24 protein-coding genes and 1 tRNA gene are annotated in these 25,080 nt (G+C 56.4%); 12 read left to right on the forward strand and 13 right to left on the reverse strand.

The window, feature by feature from the left end; translation table 11 throughout:
• Window positions 1-222: 222 nt before the first annotated feature.
• Window positions 223-297, reverse strand: a tRNA-Thr gene (locus V7680_RS08325).
• A gap of 131 nt (window positions 298-428) precedes the next feature.
• On the opposite strand from V7680_RS08325, the gene V7680_RS08330 reads away from it, so the two are divergent.
• On the forward strand, window positions 429-581 hold the full coding sequence (locus V7680_RS08330; RefSeq protein WP_335652824.1) for a hypothetical protein: 153 nt from the start codon (window positions 429-431) through the stop codon (window positions 579-581).
• 9 nt (window positions 582-590) lie between these two features.
• Here the strand turns inward: V7680_RS08330 and V7680_RS08335 are convergent, their stop codons facing one another.
• Window positions 591-1,082 carry an acyl-CoA thioesterase gene (locus V7680_RS08335; RefSeq protein WP_335652825.1) on the reverse strand — a complete coding sequence of 164 codons (492 nt, stop codon included), beginning with the start codon at window positions 1,080-1,082 and terminating at the stop codon, window positions 591-593.
• Between the two features lie 89 nt (window positions 1,083-1,171).
• Entirely contained in the window at window positions 1,172-2,953 is a 1,782-nt protein-coding gene (locus tag V7680_RS08340; RefSeq protein WP_335652856.1) for an aminopeptidase P family protein, read from the reverse strand.
• Between the two features lie 191 nt (window positions 2,954-3,144).
• Between V7680_RS08340 and V7680_RS08345 the strand changes: the two genes are divergently transcribed.
• Together V7680_RS08345 and V7680_RS08350 are read left to right on the forward strand one after the other, a co-directional pair.
• Window positions 3,145-5,211 (forward strand): S9 family peptidase, encoded by a 2,067-nt coding sequence (locus V7680_RS08345; RefSeq protein WP_335652826.1) that lies wholly within the window; start codon window positions 3,145-3,147, stop codon window positions 5,209-5,211.
• Complete coding sequence (locus tag V7680_RS08350) at window positions 5,208-5,684, forward strand: acyl-CoA thioesterase (protein WP_335652827.1); 477 nt, start codon at window positions 5,208-5,210, stop codon at window positions 5,682-5,684. Before V7680_RS08345 ends, V7680_RS08350 begins: the two co-directional genes overlap by 4 nt.
• Here V7680_RS08350 and V7680_RS08355 read toward each other — a convergent pair.
• From V7680_RS08355 to hemC, 3 genes are read right to left on the reverse strand one after another with little or no spacing between them, the layout of a single operon-like run.
• A complete protein-coding gene (locus tag V7680_RS08355; protein ID WP_335652828.1) occupies window positions 5,639-6,607 on the reverse strand; it encodes a hypothetical protein in 969 nt (322 codons plus the stop codon). The genes V7680_RS08350 and V7680_RS08355 overlap by 46 nt on opposite strands.
• Window positions 6,608-6,653: 46 nt before the next feature.
• The gene (locus V7680_RS08360) at window positions 6,654-7,340 is read right to left on the reverse strand and encodes a uroporphyrinogen-III synthase (RefSeq protein WP_335652829.1); all 687 of its coding nucleotides are present in this window, start codon (window positions 7,338-7,340) and stop codon (window positions 6,654-6,656) included.
• Complete coding sequence (hemC, locus tag V7680_RS08365) at window positions 7,337-8,290, reverse strand: hydroxymethylbilane synthase (protein WP_335652830.1); 954 nt, start codon at window positions 8,288-8,290, stop codon at window positions 7,337-7,339. Before hemC ends, V7680_RS08360 begins: the two co-directional genes overlap by 4 nt.
• 44 nt (window positions 8,291-8,334) lie before the next feature.
• Here hemC and tsaD point away from each other — a divergent pair, with 44 nt between their 5' ends.
• From tsaD to V7680_RS08380, 3 genes are all read left to right on the forward strand, one after another.
• On the forward strand, window positions 8,335-9,369 hold the full coding sequence (gene tsaD, locus V7680_RS08370) for a tRNA (adenosine(37)-N6)-threonylcarbamoyltransferase complex transferase subunit TsaD (protein ID WP_335652831.1): 1,035 nt from the start codon (window positions 8,335-8,337) through the stop codon (window positions 9,367-9,369).
• On the forward strand, window positions 9,366-10,361 hold the full coding sequence (locus V7680_RS08375; protein ID WP_335652832.1) for an NAD(P)H-dependent glycerol-3-phosphate dehydrogenase: 996 nt from the start codon (window positions 9,366-9,368) through the stop codon (window positions 10,359-10,361). Before tsaD ends, V7680_RS08375 begins: the two co-directional genes overlap by 4 nt.
• 79 nt (window positions 10,362-10,440) lie before the next feature.
• On the forward strand, window positions 10,441-11,964 hold the full coding sequence (locus V7680_RS08380; RefSeq protein WP_442954999.1) for a lipopolysaccharide biosynthesis protein: 1,524 nt from the start codon (window positions 10,441-10,443) through the stop codon (window positions 11,962-11,964).
• Here the strand turns inward: V7680_RS08380 and V7680_RS08385 are convergent, their stop codons facing one another.
• A complete protein-coding gene (locus tag V7680_RS08385) occupies window positions 11,965-12,963 on the reverse strand; it encodes an adenosine kinase (protein ID WP_335652833.1) in 999 nt (332 codons plus the stop codon). It lies immediately after the preceding gene.
• Between the two features lie 108 nt (window positions 12,964-13,071).
• Here V7680_RS08385 and V7680_RS08390 point away from each other — a divergent pair, with 108 nt between their 5' ends.
• Both V7680_RS08390 and V7680_RS08395 read left to right on the forward strand, forming a co-directional pair.
• Complete coding sequence (locus V7680_RS08390) at window positions 13,072-13,752, forward strand: EI24 domain-containing protein (protein WP_335652834.1); 681 nt, start codon at window positions 13,072-13,074, stop codon at window positions 13,750-13,752.
• A complete protein-coding gene (locus V7680_RS08395) occupies window positions 13,749-14,123 on the forward strand; it encodes a hypothetical protein (RefSeq protein ID WP_335652835.1) in 375 nt (124 codons plus the stop codon). The genes V7680_RS08390 and V7680_RS08395 overlap by 4 nt, the downstream gene beginning before the upstream one ends.
• On the opposite strand, the gene queG is transcribed toward V7680_RS08395, so the two are convergent.
• Window positions 14,109-15,164, reverse strand: coding sequence for a tRNA epoxyqueuosine(34) reductase QueG (queG, locus tag V7680_RS08400; RefSeq protein WP_335652836.1), 1,056 nt, complete (start codon window positions 15,162-15,164; stop codon window positions 14,109-14,111). The genes V7680_RS08395 and queG overlap by 15 nt on opposite strands.
• 44 nt (window positions 15,165-15,208) lie before the next feature.
• Between queG and V7680_RS08405 the strand changes: the two genes are divergently transcribed.
• The 4 genes from V7680_RS08405 (at window position 15,209) to msrB (ending at window position 19,383) form a co-directional block, all read left to right on the forward strand.
• Window positions 15,209-16,171 carry an ABC transporter ATP-binding protein gene (locus tag V7680_RS08405; protein WP_335652837.1) on the forward strand — a complete coding sequence of 321 codons (963 nt, stop codon included), beginning with the start codon at window positions 15,209-15,211 and terminating at the stop codon, window positions 16,169-16,171.
• Complete coding sequence (locus V7680_RS08410; RefSeq protein WP_335652838.1) at window positions 16,168-17,367, forward strand: ABC transporter permease; 1,200 nt, start codon at window positions 16,168-16,170, stop codon at window positions 17,365-17,367. The genes V7680_RS08405 and V7680_RS08410 overlap by 4 nt, the downstream gene beginning before the upstream one ends.
• A gap of 115 nt (window positions 17,368-17,482) precedes the next feature.
• Window positions 17,483-18,796: a cytochrome P450 gene (locus V7680_RS08415; RefSeq protein WP_335652839.1), complete on the forward strand. Its 1,314-nt coding sequence runs from the start codon at window positions 17,483-17,485 to the stop codon at window positions 18,794-18,796.
• A gap of 80 nt (window positions 18,797-18,876) precedes the next feature.
• Window positions 18,877-19,383, forward strand: a complete 507-nt coding sequence (gene msrB / locus V7680_RS08420; RefSeq protein WP_335652840.1) for a peptide-methionine (R)-S-oxide reductase MsrB — start codon at window positions 18,877-18,879, stop codon at window positions 19,381-19,383.
• A 9-nt stretch (window positions 19,384-19,392) separates the two neighbouring features.
• Here msrB and V7680_RS08425 read toward each other — a convergent pair whose 3' ends face one another.
• The 5 genes from V7680_RS08425 to V7680_RS08445 are packed head-to-tail and all read right to left on the reverse strand — an operon-like array spanning window position 19,393 to window position 25,032.
• On the reverse strand, window positions 19,393-19,770 hold the full coding sequence (locus V7680_RS08425; protein WP_335652841.1) for a VOC family protein: 378 nt from the start codon (window positions 19,768-19,770) through the stop codon (window positions 19,393-19,395).
• 56 nt (window positions 19,771-19,826) lie between these two features.
• On the reverse strand, window positions 19,827-21,599 hold the full coding sequence (locus V7680_RS08430; protein WP_335652842.1) for a hypothetical protein: 1,773 nt from the start codon (window positions 21,597-21,599) through the stop codon (window positions 19,827-19,829).
• 4 nt (window positions 21,600-21,603) lie between these two features.
• A complete protein-coding gene (locus V7680_RS08435; RefSeq protein ID WP_335652843.1) occupies window positions 21,604-22,986 on the reverse strand; it encodes a sulfatase-like hydrolase/transferase in 1,383 nt (460 codons plus the stop codon).
• A 5-nt stretch (window positions 22,987-22,991) separates the two neighbouring features.
• Complete coding sequence (locus tag V7680_RS08440; protein ID WP_335652844.1) at window positions 22,992-23,444, reverse strand: GtrA family protein; 453 nt, start codon at window positions 23,442-23,444, stop codon at window positions 22,992-22,994.
• 4 nt (window positions 23,445-23,448) lie between these two features.
• On the reverse strand, window positions 23,449-25,032 hold the full coding sequence (locus V7680_RS08445; RefSeq protein WP_335652845.1) for an NAD(P)/FAD-dependent oxidoreductase: 1,584 nt from the start codon (window positions 25,030-25,032) through the stop codon (window positions 23,449-23,451).
• Window positions 25,033-25,080 lie beyond the last annotated feature (48 nt).

The raw sequence follows: 25,080 nt of genomic DNA on the forward strand, positions 1-25,080 counted from the left end.
TAGGGTTCAACTAAGCCCTCAATTCATCAAAATCTGAAAGTGCATCCCGTGCCAGCGTTTTGGGCCATCGAGATCAATGGGCATTTTGCCCTGGTATCGCCGGTGCCAAATGGTCTCTGTGGACAGGTGCAGCGAACCACCTAGTCGTAACCCCCTCATATATAGAGACTAATTTCGTACTCAGGGCCATAGCCTAGAGACGCTGAAATCTGGGAAAAATGGTGGTGCTGCTAGAGAGAATTGAACTCTCGACCTCGTCATTACCAATGACGCGCTCTACCACTGAGCTACAGCAGCCGGACCATTTTGATACGCTGGCGATAACCACCAACTCGGGCGGTTTCGACCGAACCGAGGGGCTAAGACCAAATGCTTAGCATCTTGTCAAGCGGAGTTGCATTATTCGCAGGATAATGCAAACAGGCGACATGCCAAAACCCCAGCCAAAATCAGAAAAAATCCGCAAGGAAAGCGAGAAAGCCGCGCGTCTTGCCGAGCAATTGCGAGCCAATTTGCGCCTGCGCAAGGCGCAAGCCAAACAGATGGTGCCTGGCGAGCCCGACGCCAAGCCGCAACCTTAAGGCCTTAATCTAAGCGTTCACCACTGCCCGCTCGGGCTTGATTATCTCGAAATCGCTGACCACCTCGATAAATTTCGCGGCCACCGGGGCAACCTGATCGGTTGCGGGGTCAAACCAGACATAGGTCAGCTTGACGACGTTGAGCAGTTCCTCGCCGCGCAGGATATGCACGAGCAACGCATAGCTGGTCCGGCCGAAGCGTGTGATCCGCACTGCGATGTCGAGCAGATCATCGGCTCTTGCCGATGCGCGATAATCGACGTCGGCGTGGCGCACCCAATTGTCGCCGCCAAAATGCTGCATGAAGCCGCCGAGCATGTCCACTTTGTCGCGCGGCCCGTTCTCGGCCATCAGCGCGCGCATATATTCGGTCATGCCAACATCGGCAAAGGCCAGATAATGGGCATTGAAGACAATGCCCTGCAAGTCGCATTCGGCGTAGCGCACACGCAGCGGGGTGATCAGGCGAAAGCCGTCGCGGGGGTTTTTCTGTTCGGTCATGCGGCGGGTCTTTGCCGAGCATAACTGGCCTGTCAACTGACTTTGCCCGCCGTCTGGCAAAAGGCGCCCCGCTCGCTGCCGTCGATAATTTACAGCGGTGCGGTTTGCACTTCCAGCCATTCCAGCGTTTCGCCGTCCAGTTGCGGCGCAATTACAGCACGTACCTTGGCATGATAGTCATCAACCCACTGGCGCTGGTTCTGCGATAGCATATCAACATCGATCAATTTGCGTTCGAGCGGTGCGAAGGTCAGGGTCTCGAAACCGAGCATGGTCTGTTCGCCGCCTTCGATGACCCGCTCCTCGACGAGAAAAAGATTCTCGATCCGGATGCCAAATTCGCCAGCCTTGTAATATCCAGGTTCGTTGGACAGGATCATTCCAGGCTGGAGGGCTTCGGTCATGCCGCCAAAGCTTGCGATCCGTTGCGGCCCTTCGTGCACAGCAAGATAGCTGCCGACCCCGTGACCGGTACCGTGGCCATAATCCACGCCATCGGCCCATAGATATTGGCGTGCCAGAATGTCGAGCTGTCCGCCGGTTGTGCCTTTGGTAAAAACAGCCTGATCGAGGGCGATGTGGCCCTGCAGGACCTGGGTATAGCGTTTTCGCATTTCCGCAGTCGGTTCACCGACAGCGACCACCCGCGTCACATCGGTGGTACCGTCGAGATATTGTCCGCCGCTATCCACCAGATAGAGAGAATTCATCTCGACCGGCTGATTGGTTTCTTCGTTCACACTATAGTGGGGCAGAGCGCCATGAGCACCGGCAGCAGAAATCGTCCGGAAGGACAGGTCCTTGAGCTCCGGATTTTCTTCGCGAAATTTGCGCAGACGCGCTGCGGCCGACAATTCGTCCAACCCGCCCTTGGGCGCTTCGTTCGCCATCCAGTGCAGGAACTTGGTCAGAGCCGCACCATCGCGCTTTTGCGCGGACTTGTGGCCGGAAATTTCGGTTTCATTCTTGATCGCCTTGGCAAGAATGGTGGGATCACGATCCTTGACGATTGTGGCTCCGGCATTGTCGAGCGCTTGGAAAATGGCGGCGACAGAGCGTTCCGGATCGACCGCAACGGTTTTACCAGCCATGTCTGACAAGGCATCGGCCAGTTCATCATAGTCGCGGATCTCGACATGATTGCCGAGATGTTCGCGTACCGCATCTGTCAGCTTTTCTGGAGCCACGAACAACGTCGCCGTTTCGTCCGCACGCACAATGGCATAAGCCAGCGGCACCGGTGTGTTGGCGATATCCCCGCCCCGGACGTTGAAGAACCAGGCAACAGAATCCAGCGCGGCAATGACGGTAGCGTCATAGCCTTTGTCATTGAGCCATGTCGCGACATTCGCGCGCTTGTCCCGCGCCGATTGTCCGGCATATTGGTCGCTATGAACCACTAGCTTTTCGGGCGAACGCTGCGGCTGTTCTTCCCAGACTGCGTCGATAGGATTATTCTCCACCGCAACCAGTTCCGCTCCGGACTTGGTCAATGCCTTGGCAGCCGTTTCCGCCCATTCGCGGGTGTGCAGCCAGCTGTCATAGCCGATTTTGGACCCTGCCGGCGCGTTGGCGGCGAGCCATTCATGCGGCTTCTGACCCGCTACATTGACATATTCGTAGAGATTGCCATCGACCTGGTCACGGACCTGCACGACATAGCGTCCGTCGATAAACATCGCCGCCTTGTCTTTCAGCACGATCGCCGAACCGGCCGAGCCGCCAAATCCGGTCAGCCAGCCGAGCCGCTGGGCATATTCGCCGACATATTCGCTCATATGTTCATCGCAAATCGGAACGACAAATCCGCCGAGTCCGTCTTTCGCCATTTGTTCGCGCAGGGCTGCGAGCCTTGCTTCATATGTAGACATCAACACTGGCTGTGAAACTCCTTGAATTAGCTGCTTGGCAAACACATAGGTGTTTCAGACGTTTTCCGCCACCCACTTCGCCGAAAACAGGTATTATGAAACAGATATTTTTAGCATTGATAGCAAGCACGATATTGGCTCCAGCCCTTTTATCGGCTCCCGCTTTCTCCCAATCCAGAACAGAAGAGACCATGACAGAAAAAATGGACAAACCACCGGTGGCAGAGCAACGGCCTTACAGTTACCAACGTCACGGCTATACCGTTAGCGACCCCTATCACTGGCTGAAGGATCAGAGCTATCCCACGGTAGATGACGAAGATGTCCTCGATTATCTGAAAGCGGAAAACCGCTGGTTCGAACAGAATATGGAGGGACAGAAAGCCCTGACCAAATCGCTGTTCACCGAAATGAAGGCGCGGATCAAGGAAGATGAAAGCTCGGTCCCTCAGAAAGATGGCGACTGGATCTACTGGGCCAAATTTGAAGAAGGCATGCAATATAAGCAGCATTACCGCAAATCCGTGTCCGGCGGAGCTGACCAGCTGATCCTCGACGAAAATGCGCTGGCCAAGGACAAGGAATATTTCCGCCTCGGCGCGATGTCGGTTTCCCCCGACGGGAAGCTTATGGCCTTTTCGGTCGATGACACCGGCGCGGAGCGGTTTGAAGCGCGGATCAAGAATCTGGATACCGGGGAAATGCTGAGCGATGTCATTCCGGGCACGCTGTCCAGCCTGGTCTGGTCAGCGGATTCGAAGAATCTGCTATATGGCCTCGCCAATGACAACTGGCGCACCGACAATGCACGGATGCATGTGATCGGTAGCGACCCGAAAGATGATATCGAACTATATAAGGAAGAGCAGGACGGCTTTACCGTCGGCATCGGCCTGACCCATTCGGAAAAATTCATCGTCATCGCGACAGGCGACAATGAAACCAGCGAAGTACGGCTGGTCCCGACCGATAATCCGACGGCAGAACAGCTTCTGATTTCTCCGCGCAAAAAGGGCCGCGAATATTCGGTCGAGGAGCATGACGACAAGCTCTATATCCTGACCAATGATGACCATGTGAATTTCCGGCTGGCCACCGCATCGCTAGACAAGCCTGACAAGTGGACCACGCTGATTGCCGGATCGGACGCATTTTACCTGACCGACATGACGCCATTCAAGGATTTCTACGTCACCGAAGGCCGAGAAAATGGCCTCGACCAGGTCGAAATCCGTTCTTACGCCGATCCTTCGAAGGTCGAGCGCATCGTTTTCCCCGAAGCCAGTTATAGTGCCGGGCTCGACGACAATCCGGAATATGATGTCAGCAAACTGCGGCTAGGCTATGAATCGATGGTCACGCCGGATACCGTCTATGACTATACCGTGGCTGATAAAAGCCTCGAAACTCTGAAGGTTCAGGAGATCCCGTCCGGCTATGACGCCAGCCAGTACGCCACCGAACGCCTGACCATCAAAGCTCGCGACGGCGCGATGGTTCCGGTCTCGCTGGTTTATAAAAATGGCACCAAGCTGGACGGCAGCGCGCCGCTCCATCTCTATTCTTATGGCGCTTATGGCTATGCTGTCCCGCCAAGCTTTTCGACCACGCGCTTGTCGCTCGTCGATCGCGGCTTTGTCTATGCTATCGCCCATATCCGCGGCGGCGATGATCTGGGACGCAACTGGTATCTTCAAGGCAAGCTGATGGAGCGGACCAACACGTTCAACGATTTTGTCGATGTCGCCAAGGGATTAGCCGACAAGGGCTATACGTCCAAAGGCCGGATCAGCGCTTCCGGCGGTTCTGCAGGCGGTGAGCTGATGGGCGCGATCGTCAACAGCGATCCGGATCTGTGGGGTGCGATTGCCGCTCATGTGCCATTCGTCGATGTGCTGAGCACGATGCAGGACGAAAGCCTGCCACTGACCCCCGGCGAATGGCCGGAATGGGGCAATCCGATAACGGACAAAGCCGCCTTTGAATATATCCAGAGCTATTCCCCTTATGATCAGGTGAGCGCGCAGGATTATCCGCCGATGCTGATCACCGGAGGCCTCAACGATCCTCGCGTGACTTACTGGGAACCCGCCAAGTGGGCGGCCAAGCTACGAGCGACCAAGACCGATAACAATGTGCTGCTGCTCAAGACCAATATGGGCGCTGGCCATGGCGGCAAGTCTGGCCGGTGGAATGCGCTCGAAGAAACTGCGGAAGAATTCGCCTTCATCCTGTGGCAAATGGAGATCGCCGAGTGAGGAGCGGAAACTCCAACTCCTCTGAAATCGAAAAGGAACCGGGTTTCTCACTGTCGATCACCGCTCAGCCGGAAGACATTGACGAGCTAGGTCATGTCAACAACGCTGTCTGGGTGCGATGGATCCAGGAACTCGCGACAGCGCACTGGAACGCAATTGCTCCCGCGGCTGCGATCGAACAATACATCTGGGTCGTTACCAGGCACGAGATCGACTATCGCGGCAATGTCGGAGTTGGCGAATCTGTCATCGGCCGTACGTGGATTTCAGAACCTCCCAAAGGCGCCCGATTCTGGCGTAATGTCAGCTTCACCGGGCCCGATGGCAAGATCAAGGTTGTCGCAAAGACCAATTGGGCCATTATCGATCAGGCAAAGGGCCGCGCGGTTCGCGTGCCATCTGAGCTCGCAGAGTTGTTCCTGAATAATCAGGGAGCCGGTATTGCGGTGGATGGAGCAAGCGGAGAAGGCTGATCCACTCGTTCCCCTTCGGCAGTTCGCAATTGTTGCGGCTCGAGTATCGCCGCGGTTTCAATGACGTCCAGCGCCCTACGCGCTTCATTATAGCGCCGTGCCTTTTCCATCCAGACTAGCGCGTCATCATCCTTCTCGACTCCAGCCAGTTTCTCGATTTCAGCAATCGCAGCTTCAACATTGCCGGTTTCGACATAGCGTTTCGCCCGCAACAATCGCTGTTGCGGTGCCGGGGAAGGTGAACCCTGACGACGGATTACGAACAGGTCGGACAATTCCCGCTGAAATTCGGCCCAGAATCCTGCACCACCGGAGCCGGACGTCAGCGAAGGCCCGATATCGTCCAGTCCTGCCTCCAGTTCTTCCAGCGTCACCGGTTGGCGAGATGCATTGACGATTGTCGTGACCGCCTTGGGCTGCGCATCGCCAAAACGAAGCCGCAACTGGGCATCGATATAACCGAGCGGCGATCCACGATCCAGCGCGCGTCGCGCAGCGAATGCGATCAACAGGCCCTCGGCACGGGCAGCATTACCCGATGCGGCCTGTGCCTGTACGTTGATCCGCGACAAGCGGTCTTCCAGATCGGCAACCCGCACGGCCAGAGCGCGCTCAAGCTCGGGTGTCAGCGCCGGAGCGGTACCTTCGGTCGATTGCGATTTCGCAGGCAAGACGCTGCCATCCGCATCAATCCGGTTCGCAAGCGCGGTCACCGGATCTGCGGTGGCCGACCCCGCTTTATCGCCACTGGCAACAGTGGCGATTTCCGCTTCTGACTTGCTGTCGAAGGGATTGTATCGGGACAATATCCATCCGGTCAGGATAGCGCCGCCAACGAAGGCCACGATCATCAACACCAATACATTGCGCGTCAGGTTGCTCTTGCCAGTTGATGGCGAAAGCCTTTCGTAATCCCGGCTCATTCCGGCTCCTTTTCTTCGGTTCGGCCGCTAAAAGGACCAAATGCGCTCAAGTTGACCGGCATAGTGTGCTGGCCAAAGACAGTAAAGCGTCGTCGTCCGGATGGTCCGCGGTTTGCACGCTGTTCCACCCTTGTCCGGCCGCTTCCGCTACTTTCTCTGAAAACGCTAGCACATGATGGATGGTTCTTGGTAACCGCAATCGGTCCAATTCGGACAGGAAATGTCTGGCAGCACGGGTCGAATGCAGAAGTATGATGCTTACCTCGTCTAGGCAGGTTATCGCTTCATTGCCGAGCGCGATCGCTTTCGAGCGGTAGACAGGGACAATTTCCAAGTGCCGGTCGTCCGATGAAAGCTCAGTATGCTGCTCGCCCGCCAGCCATAATATATTCCGATACGGAGCATCTCCAAGTTCGTGCAGAAGATCACGCGCGTCGGTTTCGCCAATCTTTTCGACTTGAAATCCTGCCACCGTTGCTGCCTCCGCAGTCTTGGCGCCAACCGCCAGAACCGGCAAAGATTGATAGGCCTCCAGCTGAGCACCTCCAAATCGGAGCGCATTGGCGCTGGTCAACAACAGCGCGTCAAAATCTGCCGCCACCGGGCCTGACCAGTTAATCGACTCGATGGTGAACAGAGGATCGACAACAGCGGACAATCCCAAATCCTTCGCTCGCCGTTCGGTTTGCAATGCCCCGTCGAGCGGCCGAAGGATCAGCAGCTTCGGGGTCATCGGCCAAATATGGCCTTTAGTTCAGCGCTCGCCTGTCCCAGCAGCGTGTCTGCCAATATGCCCGGAGCCGAAACATCTCCGGTATCAAAACTGGACTGACCATCCACAAACTCCGACCCGTCAGGCAGCAAGATTTCGGCACGCAGGTGGATAGTCGCACCATCGATCGTCGCCATCGCCGCCACCGGGCTGTGGCAATCGGCGGTCAATCGTTCGAGAAACATGCGTTCGGCGGTAACCGCGCGAAAGGTGTTGGTCGATGATATGGCGTGCATCAGGCGCCGGACATGGCTGTCATCCGACCGCGCTTCAATCCCGATCGCACCCTGCGCTGGCGCGGGAAGCATGATCTCATCGGATATGTCGGTTCCAACATCCTCCATATCCAGCCGGTTCAGGCCGGCGGCGGCAAGCAGAGTCGCATCATACTCGCCAGTCTTTATCTTATGCAAACGGCTCTGCACATTTCCGCGGATCAAACGGATATCGAGATCTTTCCTTTGCCGCAAAAGCTGGGCCTTGCGGCGCGGCGACGCGGTGCCGACGATGGCGCGTTGAGCCAAGGCTTCGATCGAATCCGCACCGATCAGCCGATCGTGAAAATCCGCGCGCTCCAGCATCGCCGCGAGGATGAACTCCCCGGGGCGAATGGTCTCGACATCCTTCATACTGTGTACCGCACAGTCGATTTCGCCTTTATCGAGCGCGCGATCCAGTTCCTTGGTCCACAGCGCCTTGCCGCCGAATTCAGCTAACGACCGGTCCAATATCTTGTCGCCGCTAGCGATCATCGGTACCAGTTCGACCTGGTCAGGCCGCCAGCCGTGGGCAGAAAGCAGCGCATTGGCGGCCATTTTAGCCTGCGCCAAAGCCAGTGGCGACTGGCGTGTTCCGATGCGGAGCGGACGATCCAGTCCGGCGAGAATCTCTTTTTTGATGTCTTTGCTCATGATTGCGCTTGTCCTAATGGCTTGAGCGCCTAAGTAAAAGCGTCATGAGCCTGATCTTGGGAATTGAATCCAGCTGCGACGAAACGGCAGCCGCGTTGGTTACCTCCGAGCGCGAGATTCTGGCGCACAAACTTGCAGGCCAGGAGGCGGAACATGCCCCTTATGGTGGCGTGGTTCCCGAAATTGCAGCCCGCGCCCATGCCGAGATTCTGACGCCGCTGATCGCAGCCGCTCTGGACGAAGCAGGAAAATCGCTGAACGATGTCGATGCAATCGCTGCGACCGCAGGTCCCGGCCTGATTGGCGGAGTGATGGTTGGCCTGGTAACCGGCAAAGCCCTCGCGATGGCTGCAGGCAAGCCTCTGATCGCGGTCAATCATCTGGAAGGGCACGCGTTGTCCCCAAGACTGGTCAATCCCGATTTGGCCTTTCCCTATTTGCTGCTGTTGGTGTCCGGCGGTCATTGCCAGATCTTGCGTGTGGAGGGCGTCGGTCAGTATCGGCGACTGGCGACAACGATTGACGATGCTGCGGGCGAAGCGTTCGACAAGACCGCAAAAATATTGGGCCTCGGTTATCCCGGCGGACCGAAAGTCGAAATGCTGGCGCGCGAGGGTGATTCCAAGGCAGTGCCCCTCCCGCGCCCGCTGATCCGGTCATCCGAACCACATTTCTCCTTCGCCGGATTGAAAAGCGCGGTCGTCCGGGCCCATCAAAGCGGCACACATCGGCCCGAAGATCTCGCTGCTTCCTTTCAGCAGGCGGTCGTCGATTGCCTGCGCGACCGGCTCGAAAAAGCGATTCTCGATCATGGGCGCTGCGAGCATCTCGTTGTCGCTGGCGGGGTTGCCGCTAACGGACCCATACGCGTCATGCTTGAAGAGATCGCGGAGGGCCACGACATGGCCTTCACCGCACCGCCCAACTGGCTATGCACCGACAATGCCGCGATGATTGCGTGGGCTGGGGCCGAACGTTTCGCAGCAGGTCTGACCGATTCCCTGGATTTTGTCGCCCGGCCGCGCTGGCCCCTTGACCCGACCGCTGAAAAAGCGCGCGGCGCGGGGGTAAAAGCATGACCGAAGCGCAAGCAAAAATCGGCGTGGTCGGCGCAGGCGCATGGGGCACGGCATTGGCGCAAGTCCTGTCCGAAGGCCAAGAACAGCTGCTGCTATGGGCCCGCGAGCCTGAAATTGTTGAGCAGATCAGTCAATTCCACGAGAATCGATCTTTCCTGCCGGGCCACCGGCTCCGCGAAAATATCCGGGCGACGCAGGATTGGGATGCGATCGCGGCCTGCGATGTGTTGTTGCTGGTGACACCAGCGCAGCATTTGCGGGCCAGCCTAGAGGCGCTGCCCGATTCCGACGCCGCACTGATCCTGTGCTGCAAGGGGATCGAGGCGCAGAGCCAGATGCTGCTCAGCGAGGTTGCTCAGCAAGTCCGGCCCCAAAGCCCGCTCGCGATTTTGTCGGGCCCCACCTTTGCCCATGAAGTCGCCCAAGGCCTGCCAACCGCGCTGACATTGGCCTGCGAGAACGAGGATCTATGGGACAAGCTCAACCCGCTAATCGCAAAGCCAAGTTTCCGCCCTTATTATTCCGACGATATCGCCGGCGCGGAAATCGGAGGTGCGGTCAAGAATGTGCTGGCGATCGGCTGCGGTGTGGTCGACGGAGCCGGCCTCGGTCAAAATGCGCGCGCATCGCTGATCAGTCGCGGCTTTGCTGAAATGCTCCGCTATGGAGCGGCCCGTGGAGCCCGAGCGGATACATTGGCTGGCCTTTGTGGTCTGGGTGATCTGGTACTTACCTGCTCCTCGACCAGTTCGCGCAATTTCTCGCTTGGCAAAGGATTGGGTGAAGGCCAGTCGGCAGAAACACTGTTGTCCGACCGGACCACGGTTGCCGAAGGCGCCTCGACCGCACCCGTCCTTCAACGCGATGCCAAGGCGCGCCAGGTCAAAATGCCGATAGTCGATGCCGTCTGCGCCTTGCTGGCTGGCGAGGCCGATGTTCAGTCTGTGGTCACGCAGCTCATGAAAAGGCCGCTGGTTTCCGAACGCAGATAGACCGGCAAGGCATGATGATGACAAAATCTCGAAACTGTTATAGACAGCTACCACTGGAGCGGGCCAGCCGGAGAGCGATTTGAACAGTCCTGAAACATCAGGCACGGCTGGTGCAGCGCCTTCTGATGGCGGCGAGCCCACGGACAAGAGCAAGGATGATATTGCCGCGCTGGCCAAAGGCGGACGGACCAATATTCTTGGCTTTCTGCTTCGCCTGGCCGCGCGCCTTCCATTTCTGTTCATTGCGGGCCGAATATATGGAGCGGAAGCGCTGGGCCGCTTTGCTTATGCCATATTGGTGGTCGAATTCGCCGCACAGCTTGCCACCCTGGGCCTTAAACGCGGATTGGCAGCACAGCTCAGCAAAACCAAAAGACCGCATGTCCATGTGGTCTGGGATGGCCTGCTGGTCAGCTTCGTTGCATCCGGGCTAGCGGCAGCGATCCTCGTCGCTTTTCCGTTCATCATGTTCCCCAATAGTGAGATCAACGGTCTCGACCGGTTTCTGCCGATCGTCATTTTCACCGTTGTCGGTGCCGATATTGCTCTGGCCGCCCTCGCCTATCGCTTCGACATAGCGTCAACGGTGCGCGCCAGATCGATTGTCGAGCCGTGGACAATCAGCATCGCTGCCTTCCTTTTCTCCTATTACTCGCTCCGCGATGGCCTGATTATCTCCTATGTCGTGTCGATGATTGCCGCGTTGCTGGCATCGCTCTGGCCCTTCTTCAAAAGCTATGGCCTGCCCCATGGCTGGCGACCGGAACCGATGAAAATTGCAAAAATGGCGCGGCACAATATGCCGCTCGCCGCTGCCGATGCTGCCGAATGGGGATCACGAAGGCTGGACCTCGCCATTCTCGGCCTGTTTGCTTCTCCGGCCATTGTCGGAATCTATTATATCGCCCAACAAGTCGCGAGCCTGCCGCAGAAGCTCAAAACCAGCTTTGATCCGATCCTCGGCCCGGTCATCACCCGCAATCTGGAAGCAGGCAATTTGAAAGCCATTGCCAGCCAGGTCAGCCAAGTTGGTTATTGGATCATTGCCGCCCAGATTGGCATTGCTCTGGCACTGGCAATCCCCGGCGAAGCCGTGATGGGACTGGTCGGACCGGGTTTCGTAGGCGGAACCGGTGCCCTCGCCTTCCTGCTCGCCGCAGAAGCTGTCGCAGCGACCGCGGTCGTCAGCGAATCCGCGCTGGTCTATATCGCCCGCCATCGCAATCTCTTGATCTCGCTGTCGATGTTGCTGTTGCAAGCAGCGCTCAGCGTCGCGTTCATCCAGATTTGCATCTACTTGGGCTGGGGACCTTTGTTCCAAGCCGCAGCCGTCGCGGCGGCACTGATGGTCGCTCTCGCTTATGCCTCGGTGGTGAAGGCCATATTCCTGTCAAAGCTGCTCGATGCTCCGGTCAACGGCTGGCGCTGGACCTTGCTGATCGCGGTCGTCGCGGCGTCCGGTGTCGGCTATCTCGCAACCTATCTGCCCGAGTGGATGGAATTGATCATCGGCATCCCGATGATCCTCGGCAGCTACGCCTGGGTCATCTGGAAATGGGGCTTTGGACCGGAAGACCGGAAATTGTTCAAAATGAAAGGCTGATTAGCCGAGCCGGTTTTTTACCAGCTCCCGCAGATCAGCTTCAGGACGCGCACCATAATGCGAAATCACTTCCGCAGCGGCGATAGCCCCGATCGTCAGGCATTCTTCCATCGGACGCTGTTCGATATAGCCGCTCAGGAAGCCGGCAGCGAAAAGGTCGCCGGCACCCGTCGTGTCAATGATCTTGTCAACCGGTTCCGCAGCAACGGCGGTTGTCTTGCCATTTCTAACAGCGATCGCGCCCTGCTCGCTTCGCGTCACGACCAGCGTTTCAACTTTGGCAGCCGTTTGCGCGACCGCAACGTCAAAATCCTCTGTCTCGGCCAACATCATGATTTCCGCCTCATTGGCGAACAATATATCAATCTTGCCATCATCGATCAGGCCGACAAAGTCTGTCCGGTGCCGGTCGACACAAAATGTATCGGACAAGGTGAAGGCGACCTTGCGATCATGTTCCTTGGCAATTTCGATCCCCAGCGCCATGGCAGCCTTGGGTTCATCCGCGTCCCACAAATAGCCTTCGAGATAGAGAATAGCACCGCTCGCAATTAGATCGGCATTAACCGCAGCCGGCGGCAAAAACTGTGACGCACCGAGAAAAGTATTCATCGTTCGCTGCGCATCGGGCGTGACAAAAATCAGGCAGCGCGCAGTCGGCGGTTCCTTGCCTAGCGGCGGCACGTCAAAGTCGATTCCGGTAGCGCGGATATCATGGGCAAAAACTTCGCCGAGCTGATCGTCGGCCACTTGCGCGATAAGAGCGCACTGACGTCCCAGTGTCGACGCGCCCGCAAGCGTATTGGCGCCTGAACCGCCGCTAATTTCGCGCGCAGGACCCATGTCGCGGTACAATTCCTGCGCCCGTGCGGCGTCGATCAGGGCCATGCTGCCCTTGACCAACTGCTCCTCTTCGAGAAAATCGTCGCTGGCTTGGGAGATTACGTCGACAATTGCATTGCCGATGGCGACGATATCATAGCGGGCTTCGGTGGTCATAATAATCCTTCTGGAGCATATTGCTTTAGTTCGGGGTGCGTTAGGGGTTTGGTCACATGCCATCAAGCAGAATTGACGCTGGCCAGGCAATCGTGACATGAAGCGCAAATGTTTCAGGCCTTCACCCGTTCCCTTGCCCAGCTCACCGACCGGGCCATATTGACGATCCTGCTGAAGGTCATTTTGCTGAGTCTCCTGCTGTTCGCGATTTTCGGCGTAGCGGCATATTTCGGACTGGTCTGGCTATTTGCCTGGCTGGGCTGGAACGATGGAGGCTTTGCAGCCGCAGCGGCTGCGGCAATCATCGCCATTCTGACCGGGCTCTTATTGTTCCGGATTGTCGCCATTTTTGTCCTCAACATATTCTCGGACGATATCGTCGATGCCGTGGAACGACGATATTATCCCGATCGTGCGGAAAGGGCGAAACCGCCGGGCTATGCCCTTGGCATCAAAATGGGTCTTGCGTCGGTCGGTCGCGCGCTCGGCTATAATATTTTAGCAGCACCGCTCTACGCTGTTCTTCTGGTCACCGGCATAGGTGCTCCGGTCGCCTTTTTTTCGGTCAATGCGATATTGCTAGGCCGCGATCTTCAGGACATGGTGGCCGCTCGCCATATCACCGATTTTCAAAACCCCGATACATCATGGGACCTACCCAAGATCGAACGGTTTTTCCTCGGATTGATTGCTGCGTTGCTGCTGGCGATACCATTCGTCAATTTTCTTGCGCCGCTTTTGGGAGCCGCTATGGCTACCCATCTGGTGCATCGGAAGAAGGAAATATGATCCGCATGAAAGCCAAATTTCTTGTATTGTTCAGCTTGCCCGCGCTGGCCGCCTGTGCCTCAACTTCGGTGCCACAGAATACCAGTCTGCCAGCCGCTCCGGCCTCCCCACTCCAATCGGTCGCGGGACTGGATATTGTCATGGGCAAGACCGCTGATCAGCTTATCCGCCTTTTCGGGAAGCCCCAGTTGGACATCTCCGAACCGCCAGCCCAAAAATTGCAGTTCGCGAGCGGCGCGTGCATATTGGATGCCTATCTTTATCCCTCGAAAGGCGACAGCACCGGACGGGTAACCCATATTGACGCGCGCCGCAGCGACGGTGCCGCGGTCGATCGGGTCAGTTGTGTCAATGCTTTAAGGTCGCGCTAACGCCAACTGTTCAAGCGCCCAGCCAGCCGCTTCACGAACCGCATCATCGCCATCATTCAATAGCGCCTGAATGGGCGAGACCATTGCATCATCGCCACTATTGCCCGCAGCGATAAGCGCGTTGCGTACCATCCTGTCGCGGCCAGTGCGCTTGATCGGCGATCCTGAAAAGACCTGACGGAAGCTGGCATCATCCAGCGCCAGAAGGTCCACCAAGGCCGGAGCAACGAGTTCCGCGCGCGGCAGAAATGCCTTGTTCGCCGCTCCCGCCTCTGCAAATTTATTCCACGGACAAACCGCCAGACAATCATCGCAACCATATATATGATTGCCCATTGCCTTGCGATATTGATGCGGAATCGGTCCTTTATGCTCGATCGTAAGATAGGAAATACAAGCCCTTGCATCGAGCCGATAAGGTGCAGGGAACGCTCCCGTAGGACAAATGTCCTGACAGGCGGAGCAACTGCCGCAGCTGTCTTTACCCGGTGTTGATGGCTGCAGGTCCAGCGTTGTATATATCGCCCCGAGAAAGAGCCAGCTGCCATGTTCGCGGCTAACGACATTGGTGTGCTTGCCCTGCCAGCCGACGCCTGCGGCTTCAGCGAGCGGTTTTTCCATGACCGGCGCGGTGTCGACAAATACTTTCACCTCGCATTCCGCCTGCTCGATCAGCCAGCGAGCGGTTCGCTTGAGCGCGCCTTTTACAACATCGTGATAATCCTTGCCTTGTGCATAGACGGAAATGCGACCGTGATCGGAGACACTCTCCAGCGCGAACGGATCGGTACCCGGCGCATAGCTCATACCCAGCATGATGACCGAACGGACCTCTGGCCATAAATGAGTCGGGTCGGACCGTTCGTCGGCCCGGCTCTCCATCCAGATCATGTCGCCATGGCTGCCGTCCGCAAGCCACTGCTTCAAGCGCTGACCGGTTTTTGGTGCCAACCGTCCCGGAGCAATGCCGACAGCAGCAAAACCCTCTTCCTTCGCCTTTTTTTCGAGCGCTTTGTCCAATCTTAACTTGTCATCCGGCATAGGCTTTCCCTATCAAACACTACCGCCAGATATGAAAGCCGTAAATGCACGCGCCACATTCCGAATTCGCCATCGAGGCTCGCAATATCGTCAAGAGATTTGATGGCGAAGCCGCTGTCGACGGCATCGACCTGACGATCAAGAAGGGTAGTATATTCGGTATATTGGGTCCGAATGGAGCGGGCAAGACCACGACCTTGCGGATGCTGCTCGGGATCATCGACCCCGACGAAGGCGCGCGCTTTCTGCTTGGGTCGCCGGAACCGATTTCCATGGCCCATCAGGTTGGCTATCTTCCCGAAGAGCGCGGCCTTTATCAATCAATGAAAGCCTATGACGCGATTGCGTTCATGGGCGCGCTGCGCGGATTGCCGCTGGCCGAAGGCCGCAGGCGTGGACGGGCAATGATGGAAGATCATGGCCTTGGCGATGCAGCCGACAAGCAGATCCGCCAGCTATCCAAAGGCATGGCGCAGACGGTGCAATTACTCGGCACGCTCGTTCACGACCCCGATCTGATCATCCTTGATGAACCGTTTTCCGGTCTCGACGCACTCAATCAGGGCAAGCTGGAGCGGCTGATCCGGGCTCAGGCCGACAAGGGGGTCACGATCATTTTTTCGACCCACGTCATCGCCCATGCCGAGCGCTTGTGTGAAGAAATCGCTATTATTGCCGATGGGAAGATTCCGTTCAAAGGCAAGGTTTCAGAGGCACGGGACAGGCTGCGTCCGCAGGTTCATCTCGAAACCCGCAATCTTGATGGTCCCTGGCGCTCAGCGATTCCCGCAGACTGCAAACCACTCGGGCATAATTGGCATTTCACCTTGCCGGAAAGCGGCGTCGAACCCTTGCTACATGCTCTCGTGGACGGCGGTGCCGGCATCGAGTCTCTGTCGATTGAGCGCCCCGGGCTGCACGACGCCTTTGTCCAGATCGCCGGAGAAGCGGCCGCCCGGAAAATGGAAGCCGATGCTATAGCCAATAATCAGAGTGAAACCGCATGATAGAAATCATCCGCGCTGCCTTTGTCATTGCTCGCCGTGATTTCACCGCGATCATATTTTCGAAATCATTCTTTTTCTTTTTGCTGGGACCGCTGTTCCCGCTGGGAATCGGGATTGCCGCAGGTAGTTTGGGATCACAGGTTTCGCGGGACATCGAGAATCCGGTGATTGGCATCGCTACCAGCGCGGATGACGCAGACATACTGCTTGCAACGCGGTTACGATTATCGCGCAGTCTGGGTGTCAACACGATTCCGGAATTGGTGATCCTGAAAGATGTTTCAGGTCGAGAAGCAGACGTAATTGCAAAACTGAACAGCGATAAATCACTGACAGCGATTATCTCCGGCACGCTTGATGCCCCTGTGCTATCTGGTTCGGAAAGCGACGTAAAACGCTGGCAGGGGAAAATCGCCCTGCTCGCAGAGACCGCCCTATCACAGCCGGTTACCGTAGATATTGAGACAATATTTGTCGGTCAGACAAGCAGCGCCAGCGAACGGGATCAATTGCTTACGGCGCAAGCAGGTCAAGCGATTCTGATATTGCTGACGATGATATTGGCGGGGATGGTCCTTTCCAATCTGGTCGAGGAAAAGACCAATAAAATCATTGAAATTCTGGCCGCCGCTATCCCGATGGATGCGATTTTCCTCGGCAAGCTTTTCGCGATGCTGGGGATGGCGCTTGTCGGTATTGCAGTTTGGAGTTCCGTAGGATTGTCTATTGCCTTTCTGGTAGGTGGAAATTTAGACGCAATCCCTTCCCCGGCGGTCGGATGGCCAATATACTGCATTCTGTTGGTTCTCTATTTTTCGATGGCCTATCTGCTTCTGGGTTCGCTATTCCTGGGCATTGGCGCGATGGCGACCACCGTGCGAGAGGTACAAACCCTCTCGATGCCGGTGACCATGGGGCAATTGCTGGTCTTCTTCCTTGCTTATTCCTCGATCACAAAATTGGGCGAACCGATGGAATGGTTTGCGGTCCTCTTCCCGTTCAGCTCTCCCTTCGCGATGATCGCGCGCGCGGCCCAGATGGATAATATCTGGCAGCACGGACTGGCGCTGATTTGGCAAGGTGTGTTTACGATGATCATCATCCGTTTTTCGGTCATGCTGTTCCGCCGCAACGTAATGAAGTCCGGACAGGCGGCTCGCAAAAAAAGTCTCTTTGCCAGAGTCACCGGAAAATAATCACGAGATTAAGGACATTTGCCGAAAAGACATTGACATTACTGTCAATAGAGGCAGACTAAACTAGTTTTGAAACGCAACCGATTGCTGATACAAGCAACGGCAGGAGAGACTTATGGCATCCGTTCCGCAAATCGACCTCGACAACCTGACGACCTCCCCCACCGCTGATGAGGCGCTGGAGGCATGGTACAAGCGCAATCCCCCAATCGCAGATGGCGAAGCCAACCCCTGGGATGTCAGCCGGGCAGATCTGTACAGCAAGGATTTGTGGCGAAAGCCCTTTGCGGAAATGCGGGCAACCGCACCGATCAACAAGGTCGAGGGCGGTGTGCACGGAGACTTCTGGAACATCACCACCTACAAACCAATCCAGCATGTCGAGGCGCTTCCGGATATTTATTCCTCTGATGTTTCCCACGGCGGCATCACCATTGCCAATCCTGATTTTGATCAGGATTTTCAGCTGCCGATGTTTATCGCGATGGACCGCCCCAAACACACCGGCCAGCGCCGCACCGTCGCCCCCGCCTTCACGCCGACCGAAATGAAGCGGATGGAAACAGAAATCCGTCAACGCACAGCCGAAGTGCTCGATAGCCTGCCGTGGGGCGAAAAATTCGACTGGGTCGACAAGGTTTCGATCGAGCTGACCACCGGCATGCTCGCTATTCTTTTCGGCTTTCCATGGGAAGACCGCAGGCTGCTGACCTACTGGTCGGACTGGGCTGGCGATGTGGAATTGTCCTGCGCGGAAGATCTCACCGACCAGCGCCGCCAGATATTATATGAAATGGGCGCCTATTTCACCAAGCTATGGAATGAACGGGTGGATGCAGAGCCCACGCCTGACCTGATCTCGATGATGATCCATTCGGAGCATATGCGCGACATGGATCCGATGGAATTCATGGGCAATCTGGTACTGTTGATCGTCGGCGGCAATGACACGACCCGCAACACCATGTCGGGCGTAGCATATGGCCTGGGCCAGTTTCCCGAAGAGCGGACAAAGCTGCAACAAAACCCCGATCTTATCCCCAATGCGGTGCAGGAAATCATCCGCTGGCAAACGCCGCTGGCCCATATGCGGCGCACCGCACTGGAAGATCATGACCTGTTCGGCAACCAGATCAAAAAGGGTGACAAGGTCGTCCTGTGGTATATTTCCGCCAATCGCGACGAAGAGGTTTTCCCGGAAGCCGACAAGATCATCGTCGACCGCGAGAATGCCAGACGCCATCTCGCGTTCGGCTATGGCATTCACCGCTGTGTGGGCGCCCGACTGGCCGAGATGCAGATCCGGATCTTGCTGGAAGAGATGCACGAGCGGCGGATGCAAGTGAACCCCACCGGCAAACATCGCCGCGTCCATGCCTGTTTCGTCCACGGGTTCCGTGAACTGGAAGTCGAGCTCTCGAAATATTGATCAGTTTCCGTTCAGGCACATTTCTGTAACCAATATATCCTCTGTTGCGAATATATCAGGGATATTGAGAAGGATTGCAGATGAACTTACTTGATCGGCGCACTGTCATATCCGGCACATTGGCGGTGGCCGGAGCCTATGGGGCGATCAGCCTTTCGGGCTTGTTCAGCGACGCCAGCGCCCGGCCCAGCGGAACGTTCAAGATAAACCGGACACCGGAAGAATGGAAGCGGCGTCTAGGTGCGGCCCGCTACCGCATTTTGCGGCAAGCCGGGACCGAACGCGCTTATTCCAGTCCACTGGACAAGGAGAAACGCAAAGGCGTCTTTGCTTGCGCCGGTTGCAATCTCGAAGTCTATGGATCAGGCGCCAAATATGACAGCGGAACCGGCTGGCCGAGCTTTTGGAAACCCCTCGGTCCGGATCGGGTTGGGACCACAACAGACTATAAGATTGGATATGCGCGTACCGAAGTCCACTGCGCGCGCTGTGGCGGGCATCTGGGTCATATCTTCAATGACGGTCCAAGGCCGACTGGCAAAAGACACTGCATCAACGGGCTCGCGCTGAAGTTCCTTCCCGCTTAAGCTTGGCAATCAGCTTTCCGGCGCTTCTACCTGCTGCCAGAATTCCAGCTTGATCCCGTCGCAATCGAGGATCCACGCAAATTTGCCATAGCCTTCATCAATCTGCCCCAGAATCTCTAGACCTTTGTCTTTGAGCTGCTTCACATAGGCGTCCAGATCGTCGACCCGGAGGTTGATCATGAATCTAGCCTCACTGGGCTTCAGATAGCCGCTATCTTCGACATAATGGCTGATCAGGCTAAACGGACGTTCACTTTTGTCTTCTGACCAGTTGAGCATCGGACCATATTCTCCATCCAGGTCCAGAAATTCTTTATACCATTGGCGTGTAGCCGCAGGGTCTTTTACGATATAAAAAACCCCTCCTAATCCGGTGACCCCTGCCATTCCACTCTCCATGGTTCTGATTTATTGCGACATTTTACATTTTTACATAACATCGTTTATATAGAGTTACGCAACTTTTTTGATCTAACCATCCAGATCATCAAATTGCTGTCCCGAATATGGACAGGTTTCAGCCAGTCCGGTTTTTGTCCCTCTGTCAATTGTGCCCACAGGCCCTGGGGATGTTTTGCCGCATACATGTCGAGTTCGGCTTCGTCATTGCAGGCGACGATATAACGGATTTCATGTGCTTCCAATATTCGGCGCGCTAACTCTGGACTAGAAGTAAAAAGCCTTATCTGATCAGCCATCGCCCCGTCGTTTCGATGGTGGCTCGTCGCAAGCACATTATGGGGGGTCAGCAACAATATCCTCGGTCCGAAATCGAATGGAGCGACTATATTGGACCGAGGCAAACCATTGAGCTGCGCAAGCGATAGATCATCGCTGCATGCGCTTCCCTGGAACGTTGCTTCTGTTGCCTCATTCTCTCCGGCGACAGCTTTGAAGCCGGCGATTGCCAGAGGTCCCGGCATGATCAGAAAAACAACCATTGAGGTCGCGAATATGCGCGATACCGTACTTTTGATGCTACGGGCCCGATCAAAAGCCTGTTGAACTACCCAAGCCATAAGTGGGAGAGCGAAAACTGCTGCGACGGCAGTGGCCCGCTGGACGAACAGGGACAGCAGCAATGCCCAAAGAAAAGCATAGCCGAGGACAAATAATTTGCTGTGATCAATCTGTCCGGATCTCGCCCGGACAATATATATCAAACTGGCCAACCCGACGATTATCGATCCCCCGAGCAAAGTAACCATCTCTTTCCAGTCCTGTTGCCAGATCGGCAAGCCTTCGCGGACATTGACCAACCAATAGTCGCGGACCAACGGGTCCATGGTATTGAACGCACCGCCGATACATTGCGGAGCGGAACTGTACAGCACGGCCAATCCTGCGATAGCCGCAAAGCCAAGGGCAGCGATCCGCATGGAGATACTGGGGGGCAGAAACCTGATTGCTGGCAGGATGACCAGAGCAGCGGCTGTGCAAGACCATAGATGCGCGGGAGAAATGGCATCACAATAGTTGATCGCGCTATTGAAGCTGCCCTGAGAGGCGAGATATAAGAGGAAGCCGGAAATCAGGAAGGACAGCAGGGTCCAGAACAACCGGACGCCTCCCTCCGTCTGGAAGACCCAGCGCCAGACCAGGAGCACAACAAAGGCTGCGGACAAAGGCAGTCCTTCCAGTGATATCGAGAGCCACAGCGCAAGCGCTGCACCCAAGGCAAGCCCGCCTTTGCGCTTGTCCGGCCAGAACATCATCCACAGAGCCGCCAGCGCAAGTACAATCTGCCAGCCGTGGTGATCCACTCGCATCGGTCGAATCTGGGCCACAACAGGGACAGCGGTCGCCATCAGAGCCGACGCCAGTATCGCAATCTTGCGATCGAAAACTTGTTCGGTGATCTTGGCTACCAGCCACATGGCGATGCCCAGAGTGAGCAAAGGTACGATGACCATCGTCGCGATCTCTGCAGCCGTCGCGCCGATCAATGGCTTGAGCAGCAGGAACACCGACGCGAGCGGCAATTCGATCCAGCGCGACCAATGCATCGGCTGACTGTCCGGTGCCGCGATGCGATATTGCGTGGTGTCAAACCAGCTTTGCCCGCCAAGCCAGTCCCGGAACTGGACCATACGAAGCTGATCGTCCGGATCCCAGCCGATGCCTGTCATGATCTGACCATAAGTCACCAATATGAGCACTGCACAGACTGCAAGCCAGATCAGCAATAGTGGCAGATTGCCGCGCAAACGTTCCAAATTCTTACCCCTCGGGCTGTGAGCCTTTGGCCTTCAGGTAAAGCCATGGAACCCGCTCGGGGTCAAATTGTGAACGGTGGTGCCGGTCAAAAAACGGTGGCATATGATCACCGACCAGCAGAATATCCGCTTCCGGAAAATCGCTCGCGGTTATTTCCGCTATCAGCGCCCTATCTATATCATCGAATATCGAGAATTGGCGGCAGATCATCGGATAGTTGCTAGCCAGTTCGACTGAGACTTTTTCGCAATTTTCGGCGTTGAGGTTCTGTTCGGTCGGGACCGGCAAATGGGTGTTCAGCGTCAACCAATATTGGAAAGTCGGCTGCTTGGCGCGCTTCAGATCTTCGGCCAGCATCTTCGGCACCTGCCGGTCACAGGCACCAGCGAAGACACCGCCGCACCATTCCGCACCGCGTTTTTCCAGGTCTGCTGCAAATGCCCGCGTCTGGAATCCGATCTTGGGATACCATGTCGCCCGCTTGAAAAAGGGACCGTTGAAACTATGGACCGCCCGCGTCGCATAGCCTTTTTTGGCAAGTTGAGCGGGGAGGCAATTTAGCTTCGCCGGATCGTCGGTTTCGAGCAATTCATAATAATCGCCCCAGCGACCACATAGTTCCCGCATTTCGCCGGCCGTGGTACTGTTATAATAGAGGCTGCTACCCTGGCTGACCTCATAGCGCGCCTTGACCGCATCATCGTTATAATATGCGAACAGCTTGTCGGACATCGCCTGATTATTCTTGGGCAAGCCGAGCGATTCCACCATGATCAGCACCAAATGGCGCTTGCCATCGGCGCGCGCGGCAAAGCCGGTTTTGCTGACCGCCGATTCAAAAGCCGTGCCGACTGGAGCGACCCGGAAATAATGGCCGCGCATCCCCTCGCCGACAGCCGCATCCGCGCCAACCAGCCCGAAAATCATCGCCCCACCGAGCAGGATATGCAACGGTTTGGAGAAGTTTGTATCGCGCTTGAGCAAAAACCAACTGCCGATCAATATGCCGAGCATGACCACCGCAGCGGCAATATATTCCATCGAATTGCTGGGCTTGATCTCGGCGAAAAACTGCAGCGAATAGAGTAGAGAGTCGAGCGTCAGGCTGAACAGGCCCGACACGAAAGAGAGTAAGGAAAAAACCATCACCCCGACAAAGGCGAGCCATTGTATCACGCGCGACATCCGTTTAACAATCAGACCGACGAGACCCGCCAGCGCGATCGGAATCGTGCGCGGCGGCGCACCGACCATCCACATTGCGATGAACGGAATATTCGCCAAAATAACCCAGACCAATGCCCAGTTCATGAAACTCTTGAAGTCCGGGCTAAAGCCCGGGTTGAACCGACGCGCTTCTACTGGCGCTTCGATGGACTTGTTCATATGGCTCACCGGAACACCCCATATTTGCGGGTCAGATATACGGCAAAAAAACTGACCAGCACGGCCGCCGCTTTGGCGACCACCGGCAACATACCAGCATCGACCAGCCAGCTTACCATGCTGACCGTGATGCCAAGACCGAGCACGGCGGTTCCGATGAAGCCCAGTCGCTGCAATTGCAGCGCCGCGCCATCGCGTGCCTTGCCGGGAAAAACAAAACTGGAGGAAATCAGCCAGTGGACGACAATTCCGGTGCTATAGCCCGCAGCCGACGCCCATCCCGGATCGAACAGGAAAGCGACCAGGACCATGAACAAAGCAACGTCGAAGGCCAAACTGACCACGCTCGCCAGCAAATAGCGGGTAATCGAGAAACGGTTGAGCAGCGCCAGCGGAGCAGGCAGATTGCCTACCCAGCCGCCGACGGTTGACCGCCTGTCTGTGCCGCTGCGTTCCATTACCCTAAGCTGCCTTCTGTGCTTTATCTTCGGCGGTTTCTGCCACCCGTGTCGGCACGTCGCGCATGCTTTCGAGGGCAGCAGCACGGTCTTCGCTGATTTCTTCCGCGACCACCTTCTGCGCGCCTTCGTCGCCCGCTTCGTGATATTCGGCATCTTCGTTGACGTTCCAGACATTCCATTTGCGGGTGCCGGCTTCGATATTTTCAACCGTCAGCATTGCGGTCATCATCGCGTGATCCTGATTATTGTAACGGTGCATACCGTTACGGCCGACCATATGCAGGGTCGGGAAGCGGCTTTCGAGATCGTCGCGCATCGTCGCGACATTGTCCTCGTAGCTGTCATCATAGACCGGATAGGCCTTTTCCTGCCGGACAACCGCGCCGCCCACGACATCTTCGGGTTTGCACAGGCCAAGGATCGCCATTTCCTTCTTGGCCAGCTCGACCAGATCTTCGTCGGACGAAGACCACAGGCCGTCGTTCTCAAAACAGAAATATTCCAGACCGACGCAGGCGATATCCTCCTCCGGCACCATTTCGGGCGACCAGCTGCGGAAATTCTGCACGCGGCCGACTTGCACCCGGTCATCGTGGATATAGATCCAGTTATCGGGGAACAGATCGTCCGATTTGACCATGATTGCCACGGTCAGGAAATCGCGATATTTCAGATCCTGCGCTTCCGGCAAGCTTTGCGGTAGCGGATGGATACGGGTGGCAAGCTCGCGCATCGGCGCGCTCGAAATCACGTGTTTCGCATTGATGATCGTTTCGCCATTGGCGCTCGAGGCGCTTACACGCCAGTTGCCGTCGGCATCCTGAGCGAGCTGCTTGAGGCTGTGGCCCATTAGCACGTCATTGCCCTTGGCTTCGACGTGGGCCTTGGCCGCATCCCACATCATGCCGGGGCCGAGGCGGGGATAGCGGAAGGTTTCGAGCAGGGTTTTGACTTCCTGTCCGTCATTAGGCTTCTTGTTGAGGCCAAGCGAGCGTTTCAGGCCATCGGTGACCGCATTCCAGAGGCTCAGACCCTTGATCCGCTGTGCTGCCCAGTCCGCCGACATTTCGTCGCACGGCATGCCCCAGACCTTCTCGGTATAGGTTTTGAAGAAAATCGAATAGAGCTTGTAGCCGAACTGGTTGACCGTCCAGTCTTCAAAGCTCTTCACATTCTTGTTCGGAAAGACCTTCGCCTTGCCATAGCTCAGCATGCAAAGCGTCGAACGCCAGATTCCGAGATTCCACAACGCTTCAAACGCGCGCAGCGGATAGCTGTAGAATTTGCCTTCATAATAGATCCGGCTCATCCGCGGACGCTGGATAAAGTCGTCGGGCAGAATTTCATTCCACAGATCGACCACTTCCTGGCTTTTGGAAAAGAAGCGGTGCCCGCCAATATCAAAGCGGAAGCCTTCATGCTCGACCGTCCGGCTGATCCCGCCGACATATTTGGGGTCTTTCTCGATCACGGTGACCTTGAGGCCTTTTTTGCTCAGCAAATAGGCGGCGGTCAGGCCAGCCGGCCCCGCGCCAATGATTGCTACGTCTACCGGTGTATTTGCGGACGTTCCCTGCGTGGTCATAATTCTGATCCCTGTCCATAAAGCGCCATTAGCGGGCGCATTTCATGT

Source organism: Parasphingorhabdus sp. (genome assembly GCF_036963705.1).
GTDB lineage: Bacteria > Pseudomonadota > Alphaproteobacteria > Sphingomonadales > Sphingomonadaceae > Parasphingorhabdus.

Bases quoted from the DNA above. Each gene is read 5' to 3' on its own strand.
- V7680_RS08395 (WP_335652835.1), top strand. From the start codon at position 13,749: ATGATCCGCATGAAAGCCAAATTTCTTGTATTGTTCAGCTTGCCCGCG.
- V7680_RS08345 (WP_335652826.1), top strand. From the start codon at position 3,145: ATGACAGAAAAAATGGACAAACCACCGGTGGCAGAGCAACGGCCTTAC.
- queG (WP_335652836.1), bottom strand. From the start codon at position 15,164: ATGCCGGATGACAAGTTAAGATTGGACAAAGCGCTCGAAAAAAAGGCG.
- V7680_RS08440 (WP_335652844.1), bottom strand. From the start codon at position 23,444: ATGGAACGCAGCGGCACAGACAGGCGGTCAACCGTCGGCGGCTGGGTA.
- V7680_RS08355 (WP_335652828.1), bottom strand. From the start codon at position 6,607: ATGAGCCGGGATTACGAAAGGCTTTCGCCATCAACTGGCAAGAGCAAC.
- V7680_RS08375 (WP_335652832.1), top strand. From the start codon at position 9,366: ATGACCGAAGCGCAAGCAAAAATCGGCGTGGTCGGCGCAGGCGCATGG.
- V7680_RS08425 (WP_335652841.1), bottom strand. From the start codon at position 19,770: ATGGCAGGGGTCACCGGATTAGGAGGGGTTTTTTATATCGTAAAAGAC.
- msrB (WP_335652840.1), top strand. From the start codon at position 18,877: ATGAACTTACTTGATCGGCGCACTGTCATATCCGGCACATTGGCGGTG.
- V7680_RS08390 (WP_335652834.1), top strand. From the start codon at position 13,072: ATGTTTCAGGCCTTCACCCGTTCCCTTGCCCAGCTCACCGACCGGGCC.
- hemC (WP_335652830.1), bottom strand. From the start codon at position 8,290: ATGAGCAAAGACATCAAAAAAGAGATTCTCGCCGGACTGGATCGTCCG.
- V7680_RS08335 (WP_335652825.1), bottom strand. From the start codon at position 1,082: ATGACCGAACAGAAAAACCCCCGCGACGGCTTTCGCCTGATCACCCCG.
- V7680_RS08330 (WP_335652824.1), top strand. From the start codon at position 429: ATGCCAAAACCCCAGCCAAAATCAGAAAAAATCCGCAAGGAAAGCGAG.
- V7680_RS08360 (WP_335652829.1), bottom strand. From the start codon at position 7,340: ATGACCCCGAAGCTGCTGATCCTTCGGCCGCTCGACGGGGCATTGCAA.
- V7680_RS08445 (WP_335652845.1), bottom strand. From the start codon at position 25,032: ATGACCACGCAGGGAACGTCCGCAAATACACCGGTAGACGTAGCAATC.
- V7680_RS08405 (WP_335652837.1), top strand. From the start codon at position 15,209: ATGCACGCGCCACATTCCGAATTCGCCATCGAGGCTCGCAATATCGTC.
- V7680_RS08385 (WP_335652833.1), bottom strand. From the start codon at position 12,963: ATGACCACCGAAGCCCGCTATGATATCGTCGCCATCGGCAATGCAATT.
- V7680_RS08435 (WP_335652843.1), bottom strand. From the start codon at position 22,986: ATGAACAAGTCCATCGAAGCGCCAGTAGAAGCGCGTCGGTTCAACCCG.
- V7680_RS08410 (WP_335652838.1), top strand. From the start codon at position 16,168: ATGATAGAAATCATCCGCGCTGCCTTTGTCATTGCTCGCCGTGATTTC.
- tsaD (WP_335652831.1), top strand. From the start codon at position 8,335: ATGAGCCTGATCTTGGGAATTGAATCCAGCTGCGACGAAACGGCAGCC.
- V7680_RS08340 (WP_335652856.1), bottom strand. From the start codon at position 2,953: ATGTCTACATATGAAGCAAGGCTCGCAGCCCTGCGCGAACAAATGGCG.
- V7680_RS08415 (WP_335652839.1), top strand. From the start codon at position 17,483: ATGGCATCCGTTCCGCAAATCGACCTCGACAACCTGACGACCTCCCCC.